Below are 8,046 nucleotides of genomic sequence, written 5' to 3'. Positions count from 1 at the left end.
GGCGTTGTTGCTAAAGTTCTCGGCTAATCGCTGATAACATTTGACGCAATGCGCAATAAAAGGGCATCATTTGATGCCCTTTTTGCACGCTTTCACATCAGAACCTGGCTCATCAGTGATTAATTTTGTCATAATCATTGCTGAGACAGGCTCTGCGGAGAGCGTATAATACGAAAAGCGAATAGCATTTCGATTGGTTTGCCTCGCACTCGCGGGGTGAAAATGTTTGTAGAATACTTCTGACAGGTTGGTTTATGAGTGCGAATACCGAAGCTCAAGGGAGCGGGCGCGGCCTGGAAGCGATGAAATGGGTAGTTGTAGCCGTGCTGCTGATTGTGGCGATTGTCGGCAACTATCTTTATCGTGACATGATGCTGCCGCTACGCGCGCTTGCAGTGGTAATTCTGATTGCTGCGGCGGGTGGTGTCGCGCTGTTGACGACAAAAGGCAAAGCGACCGTTGCGTTTGCCCGCGAAGCGCGTACCGAAGTCCGCAAGGTCATTTGGCCGACTCGCCAGGAAACATTGCACACCACGCTGATTGTAGCGGCGGTAACCGCTGTAATGTCACTGATCCTGTGGGGACTGGATGGTATTCTGGTTCGCCTGGTATCCTTTATCACTGGCCTGAGGTTCTGAGATGTCTGAAGCCCCTAAAAAGCGCTGGTACGTCGTTCAGGCGTTTTCCGGTTTTGAAGGCCGCGTAGCTACGTCGCTGCGTGAGCATATCAAATTACACAATATGGAAGAGTTATTTGGCGAAGTCATGGTGCCGACCGAAGAAGTGGTCGAGATCCGTGGCGGCCAACGTCGCAAAAGCGAGCGTAAATTCTTCCCGGGTTACGTGCTGGTTCAGATGGTGATGAACGACGCGAGCTGGCACCTGGTGCGCAGCGTACCGCGCGTGATGGGCTTTATCGGCGGCACATCTGACCGTCCGGCGCCAATCAGCGACAAAGAAGTTGATGCGATTATGAACCGCCTCCAGCAGGTTGGTGATAAGCCGCGTCCGAAAACGCTGTTTGAACCGGGTGAGATGGTTCGTGTTAACGACGGTCCGTTTGCTGACTTTAACGGCGTCGTCGAAGAAGTGGACTACGAGAAGTCCCGCCTGAAAGTTTCCGTTTCTATCTTTGGTCGTGCGACCCCGGTAGAACTGGACTTCGCCCAGGTAGAAAAAGCCTAAGCAGCGATCAAAAAAGCGACGATTTAATCGTTGCACAGGGCGCGAGATTGGAGTACAATTTCGCGCCTTTTGTTTTTATGGGCCCCGGCCCGTAAAACGAATTTTATTCACGGGGAGCCTCTCCGAGGCGTTATTACCCAATCAGAGGATTTTAGAATGGCTAAGAAAGTACAAGCCTACGTCAAGCTGCAGGTTGCAGCAGGTATGGCGAACCCAAGTCCACCAGTCGGTCCAGCTCTGGGTCAGCAGGGTGTGAACATCATGGAATTCTGTAAAGCGTTCAACGCCAAAACCGAATCCATGGAAAAAGGTCTGCCAATTCCAGTTGTAATCACTGTTTACGCTGACCGTTCTTTCACTTTCGTTACCAAAACCCCTCCAGCAGCAGTTCTGCTGAAGAAAGCGGCTGGTATCAAGTCTGGTTCCGGTAAGCCGAACAAAGACAAAGTGGGTAAAATTTCCCGCGCTCAGTTGCAGGAAATCGCGCAGACCAAAGCTGCCGACATGACTGGTTCCGACATTGAAGCGATGACTCGCTCCATCGAAGGTACTGCACGTTCCATGGGCCTGGTAGTGGAGGACTAAGAAATGGCTAAACTGACCAAGCGCATGTCCGTGATCCGTGACAAAGTTGATGCGACCAAACAGTACGACATCAACGAAGCTATCGCTCTGCTGAAAGAACTGGCTACTGCTAAGTTCGTTGAAAGCGTTGACGTTGCCGTTAACCTGGGCATCGACGCTCGTAAATCCGATCAGAACGTTCGTGGCGCAACTGTACTGCCACACGGTACTGGCCGTTCCGTTCGCGTAGCTGTATTTGCTCAGGGTGCAAACGCTGAAGCTGCTAAAGCTGCCGGCGCTGAACTGGTAGGTATGGAAGATCTGGCTGATCAGATCAAGAAAGGCGAAATGAACTTTGACGTTGTTATTGCTTCTCCAGATGCAATGCGCGTTGTTGGCCAGCTGGGCCAGGTTCTGGGTCCACGCGGCCTGATGCCAAACCCGAAAGTGGGTACTGTAACCCCTAACGTTGCTGAAGCGGTTAAGAACGCTAAAGCAGGTCAGGTTCGTTATCGTAACGACAAAAACGGCATCATCCACACCACCATCGGTAAAGTGGACTTTGACGCTGACAAACTGAAAGAAAACCTGGAAGCTTTGCTGGTTGCGCTGAAAAAAGCTAAACCAACTCAGGCGAAAGGCGTGTACATCAAGAAAGTTAGCATCTCCACCACCATGGGTGCAGGTGTTGCAGTTGACCAGGCTGGCCTGAGCGCTGCTGCAAACTAATGCCTTTACGTGGGCGGTGATTTTGTCTACAATCTTACCCCCACGTTTGCTAACAAAAGTTAGCGGCTAAAAGAATTGTTCGTTGGAGCCTGGCCTATCCAGGCCTCCGTCGAAGACCGCAGGTGTTTCGCAAGAAACTTAATCCCCTGCGTAGACGGTGACAGAACGCTAAGATTATTTTAAATACTCTGGCTTGTTTCTGCTCACCGTATTAAGACGCTCTTCCCGTTGGGTTGAGTGAAGTGAGTTCCGGAACATGAGTTCCGGCAAACATCCAGGAGCAAAGCTAATGGCTTTAAATCTTCAAGACAAACAAGCGATTGTTGCTGAAGTCAGCGAAGTAGCCAAAGGCGCGCTGTCTGCAGTAGTTGCGGATTCCCGTGGCGTTACTGTAGACAAAATGACTGAACTGCGTAAAGCAGGTCGTGAAGCTGGCGTATACATGCGTGTTGTTCGTAACACCCTGCTGCGTCGCGTAGTTGAAGGTACTCAGTTCGAGTGCCTGAAAGACACGTTTGTTGGTCCGACCCTGATTGCATACTCTATGGAACACCCGGGCGCTGCTGCTCGTCTGTTCAAAGAGTTCGCGAAAGCGAATGCAAAATTTGAGGTCAAAGCTGCAGCCTTTGAAGGTGAGTTGATCCCGGCATCGCAAATCGATCGCCTGGCAACCCTGCCGACCTACGAAGAAGCAATTGCACGCCTGATGGCAACCATGAAAGAAGCTGCGGCTGGCAAACTGGTTCGCACTCTGGCTGCTGTACGCGATGCGAAAGAAGCTGCTTAATCGCAGTTATCTTTATAAAGCATTTGCTTACGTATAAACTTATTCTGATTTTCAGGAACAATTTAAATGTCTATCACTAAAGATCAAATCATTGAAGCAGTTGCAGCTATGTCCGTAATGGACGTTGTAGAGCTGGTATCTGCAATGGAAGAAAAATTCGGTGTTTCTGCTGCTGCTGCTGTAGCTGTAGCTGCGGGCCCGGCTGAAGCTGCTGAAGAAAAAACTGAATTCGACGTAATTCTGAAAGCTGCTGGCGCGAACAAAGTTGCTGTAATCAAAGCAGTACGTGGCGCAACTGGCCTGGGTCTGAAAGAAGCTAAAGACCTGGTAGAATCTGCTCCAGCTGCGCTGAAAGAAGGCGTGAGCAAAGATGACGCAGAAGCACTGAAAAAATCTCTGGAAGAAGCTGGCGCTGAAGTTGAAGTTAAATAAGCCAACTTTTCTGGTTGCAGCCTAAGCAATTAGGCTGATGGCTGGTGACTTTTTAGTCACCAGCCTTTTTGCGCTGTAAGGCATCAGCAGCATTTCACACTGTTTGACTGCTGGTTGTCCTGACAATGCTTGTTTCTATCGACGACTTAATATACTGCGACAGGGTGCTCGCTCTGTGTAAATCGCAATGAAATGGTTTAAGCGTGATAGCAACAGGTATTGCGGAAAGTATTCAATTTTCCGGTCCACAAAATGGTGTTGCACAAACTGTCCCTTCGTCGGACAGATGGGTCGACTTGTCAGCGAGCTGAGGAACCCTATGGTTTACTCCTATACCGAGAAAAAACGTATTCGTAAGGATTTTGGTAAACGTCCACAAGTTCTGGACATTCCATATCTCCTTTCTATCCAGCTTGACTCGTTCCAGAAGTTTATCGAGCAAGATCCTGAAGGGCAGTACGGCCTGGAAGCAGCCTTCCGTTCCGTGTTCCCGATTCAGAGCTACAGCGGTAACTCCGAGCTGCAGTACGTCAGCTACCGCCTTGGCGAACCGGTGTTTGACGTTCAGGAATGTCAGATCCGTGGCGTGACCTATTCCGCACCGCTGCGCGTAAAACTGCGTCTGGTGATCTACGAGCGCGAAGCGCCGGAAGGCACCGTAAAAGACATTAAAGAACAAGAAGTCTACATGGGTGAAATTCCACTCATGACGGACAACGGTACTTTCGTTATCAACGGTACTGAGCGTGTTATCGTTTCCCAGCTGCACCGTAGCCCGGGCGTCTTCTTCGACAGCGATAAAGGTAAAACGCACTCTTCCGGTAAAGTACTGTATAACGCACGTATCATTCCTTACCGTGGTTCATGGCTGGACTTCGAATTCGATCCAAAAGACAACCTGTTTGTCCGTATCGACCGTCGTCGTAAACTGCCTGCAACCATCATTCTGCGTGCACTGAACTATACCACTGAGCAGATCCTGGACCTGTTCTTTGAGAAAGTGATCTTTGAAATCCGCGACAACAAGTTGCAGATGGAATTGGTGCCGGAACGTCTGCGTGGTGAGACCGCGTCGTTCGACATCGAAGCCGACGGCAAAGTGTATGTGGAAAAAGGTCGCCGTATCACCGCGCGCCACATCCGCCAGCTGGAAAAAGATGATATCAAACACATCGAAGTTCCGGTTGAATACATTGCAGGAAAAGTAGCCGCGAAAGATTACGTTGATGAATCAACTGGCGAGCTGATCTGCCCGGCGAACATGGAGCTGAGCCTGGATCTGCTGGCTAAGCTGAGCCAGTCTGGCCACAAACGTATCGAAACGCTGTTCACCAACGATCTGGACCACGGTCCGTACATCTCTGAGACTGTACGCGTCGACCCAACCAACGATCGTCTGAGCGCGCTGGTAGAAATCTACCGCATGATGCGTCCTGGTGAGCCACCAACTCGCGAAGCGGCTGAAAGCCTGTTCGAGAACCTGTTCTTCTCCGAAGACCGCTACGATCTGTCCGCGGTAGGTCGTATGAAGTTCAACCGTTCTCTGCTGCGCGACGAGATCGAAGGTTCCGGTATCCTGAGCAAAGACGACATCATCGAAGTGATGAAGAAGCTCATCGATATCCGTAACGGCAAAGGCGAAGTGGACGATATCGACCACCTCGGCAACCGTCGTATCCGTTCCGTTGGCGAAATGGCGGAAAACCAGTTCCGCGTTGGCCTGGTACGTGTAGAGCGTGCGGTGAAAGAGCGTCTGTCTCTGGGCGATCTGGATACCCTGATGCCTCAGGATATGATCAACGCCAAGCCGATTTCTGCGGCAGTGAAAGAGTTCTTTGGTTCCAGCCAGCTGTCTCAGTTCATGGACCAGAACAACCCGCTGTCTGAGATCACGCACAAACGTCGTATCTCTGCACTCGGCCCAGGCGGTCTGACCCGTGAACGTGCAGGCTTTGAAGTTCGAGACGTACACCCGACTCACTACGGTCGCGTATGTCCAATCGAAACGCCTGAAGGTCCAAACATCGGTCTGATCAACTCCCTGTCCGTGTATGCACAGACAAACGAATACGGTTTCCTTGAGACCCCGTATCGTAAAGTGACCGACGGTGTGGTTACCGACGAAATTCATTACCTGTCTGCTATCGAAGAAGGCAACTACGTTATCGCTCAGGCGAACTCCAACCTGGATGACGAAGGCCACTTTGTAGAAGATCTGGTTACCTGCCGTAGCAAAGGCGAATCCAGCTTGTTCAGCCGCGACCAGGTTGACTACATGGACGTTTCCACCCAGCAGGTGGTATCCGTCGGTGCGTCCCTGATCCCGTTCCTGGAACATGATGACGCCAACCGTGCATTGATGGGTGCGAACATGCAACGTCAGGCCGTTCCAACTCTGCGTGCTGATAAGCCGCTGGTTGGTACCGGTATGGAACGTGCTGTTGCCGTTGACTCCGGTGTTACGGCAGTCGCTAAGCGTGGCGGTACCGTTCAGTACGTTGACGCATCCCGTATCGTTATCAAAGTTAACGAAGACGAGATGTATCCGGGCGAAGCGGGTATCGACATCTATAACCTGACCAAATACACCCGTTCTAACCAGAACACCTGTATCAACCAGATGCCTTGCGTATCTCTGGGTGAGCCAGTTGAGCGCGGCGACGTGCTGGCAGACGGTCCGTCCACCGACCTCGGTGAACTGGCGCTCGGTCAGAACATGCGCGTAGCGTTCATGCCGTGGAACGGTTACAACTTCGAAGACTCCATCCTCGTCTCCGAGCGTGTGGTTCAGGAAGATCGTTTCACCACCATCCACATTCAGGAACTGGCCTGTGTGTCCCGTGACACCAAGCTGGGGCCAGAAGAGATCACTGCCGACATCCCTAACGTGGGTGAAGCTGCGCTCTCCAAACTGGATGAATCCGGTATTGTTTACATCGGTGCGGAAGTCACCGGCGGTGACATTCTGGTAGGTAAGGTGACGCCGAAAGGTGAAACCCAGCTGACTCCAGAAGAGAAACTGCTGCGTGCAATCTTCGGTGAGAAAGCGTCTGACGTTAAAGACTCTTCTCTGCGCGTACCAAACGGTGTTTCCGGTACGGTTATCGACGTTCAGGTCTTCACTCGTGATGGCGTTGAGAAAGATAAGCGTGCGCTGGAAATCGAAGAGATGCAGCTCAAACAGGCGAAGAAAGACCTGTCTGAAGAATTGCAGATCCTCGAAGCAGGTCTGTTCAGCCGTATCTATGCGGTGCTGGTTGCCGGTGGCGTTGAAGCTGAGAAGCTCGACAAACTGCCACGCGATCGCTGGCTGGAACTGGGCCTGACCGACGAAGAGAAACAAAATCAGCTGGAACAGCTGGCTGAGCAGTATGACGAACTGAAACACGAGTTCGAGAAAAAACTCGAAGCGAAACGCCGTAAAATCACTCAGGGCGACGATCTGGCACCAGGCGTGCTGAAGATTGTTAAGGTGTATCTGGCTGTTAAACGTCAGATCCAGCCTGGTGATAAGATGGCAGGTCGTCACGGTAACAAGGGTGTTATCTCTAAGATCAACCCGATCGAAGATATGCCGCACGATGCTAACGGTACGCCGGTAGATATCGTACTGAACCCACTGGGCGTACCGTCTCGTATGAACATCGGTCAGATTCTGGAAACCCACCTGGGTATGGCTGCGAAAGGTATCGGCGATAAGATCAACGCCATGCTGAAACAGCAGCAGGAAGTCGCGAAACTGCGCGAATTCATCCAGCGTGCCTACGATCTGGGTACCGACGTGCGTCAGAAAGTCGACCTGAACACCTTCAGCGATGAAGAAGTGCTGCGTCTGGCAGAGAACCTGCGCAAAGGTATGCCAATTGCAACGCCGGTATTCGACGGTGCAAAAGAAGCTGAAATCAAAGAGCTGCTGCAACTGGGTGGTCTGCCAACGTCTGGTCAGATTACGCTGTTTGACGGCCGTACCGGTGAACAGTTCGAGCGTCCGGTAACCGTAGGTTACATGTACATGCTGAAACTGAACCACCTGGTCGACGACAAGATGCACGCTCGTTCTACCGGTTCTTACAGCCTGGTTACTCAGCAGCCGCTGGGTGGTAAGGCTCAGTTCGGTGGTCAGCGCTTCGGGGAGATGGAAGTGTGGGCGCTGGAAGCATACGGCGCAGCATACACCTTGCAGGAAATGCTCACCGTTAAGTCTGATGACGTGAACGGTCGTACTAAGATGTATAAAAACATCGTAGACGGCAACCATCAGATGGAGCCGGGCATGCCAGAATCCTTCAACGTACTGTTGAAAGAGATTCGTTCGCTGGGTATCAACATCGAACTGGAAGACGAGTAAT

At 51.5% G+C, this 8,046-nt stretch carries 7 protein-coding genes; all 7 read left to right on the top strand.

The features are described from left to right. Positions 1 to 254: 254 nt before the first annotated feature. The 7 genes from secE (at position 255) to rpoB (ending at position 8,045) form a co-directional block, all read left to right on the top strand. Entirely contained in the window at positions 255 to 638 is a 384-nt protein-coding gene (secE, locus tag IM267_RS20795) for a preprotein translocase subunit SecE (RefSeq protein ID WP_003862342.1), read from the top strand. A 1-nt stretch (position 639) separates the two neighbouring features. Continuing rightward, a complete protein-coding gene (nusG, locus tag IM267_RS20790; RefSeq protein ID WP_003862341.1) occupies positions 640 to 1,185 on the top strand; it encodes a transcription termination/antitermination protein NusG in 546 nt (181 codons plus the stop codon). A gap of 156 nt (positions 1,186 to 1,341) precedes the next feature. Then, positions 1,342 to 1,770 (top strand): 50S ribosomal protein L11, encoded by a 429-nt coding sequence (rplK, locus tag IM267_RS20785; RefSeq protein ID WP_003862340.1) that lies wholly within the window; start codon positions 1,342 to 1,344, stop codon positions 1,768 to 1,770. A gap of 3 nt (positions 1,771 to 1,773) precedes the next feature. After that, on the top strand, positions 1,774 to 2,478 hold the full coding sequence (gene rplA / locus IM267_RS20780; RefSeq protein ID WP_006810530.1) for a 50S ribosomal protein L1: 705 nt from the start codon (positions 1,774 to 1,776) through the stop codon (positions 2,476 to 2,478). A gap of 289 nt (positions 2,479 to 2,767) precedes the next feature. Next, positions 2,768 to 3,265, top strand: coding sequence for a 50S ribosomal protein L10 (gene rplJ / locus IM267_RS20775; protein ID WP_003862338.1), 498 nt, complete (start codon positions 2,768 to 2,770; stop codon positions 3,263 to 3,265). 66 nt (positions 3,266 to 3,331) lie between these two features. Continuing rightward, entirely contained in the window at positions 3,332 to 3,697 is a 366-nt protein-coding gene (rplL, locus tag IM267_RS20770; RefSeq protein ID WP_002445276.1) for a 50S ribosomal protein L7/L12, read from the top strand. 319 nt (positions 3,698 to 4,016) lie between these two features. After that, positions 4,017 to 8,045, top strand: coding sequence for a DNA-directed RNA polymerase subunit beta (gene rpoB / locus IM267_RS20765; RefSeq protein WP_015569976.1), 4,029 nt, complete (start codon positions 4,017 to 4,019; stop codon positions 8,043 to 8,045). Position 8,046: the final 1 nt, after the last annotated feature.

Origin of the sequence: Enterobacter cloacae complex sp. P15RS, assembly GCF_014895905.1 — a bacterium.
Classification (GTDB): domain Bacteria; phylum Pseudomonadota; class Gammaproteobacteria; order Enterobacterales; family Enterobacteriaceae; genus Enterobacter; species Enterobacter quasihormaechei.
Note: the sequence above shows the minus strand (reverse complement) of the source record. Positions and strands in the feature narration are given on the sequence as shown.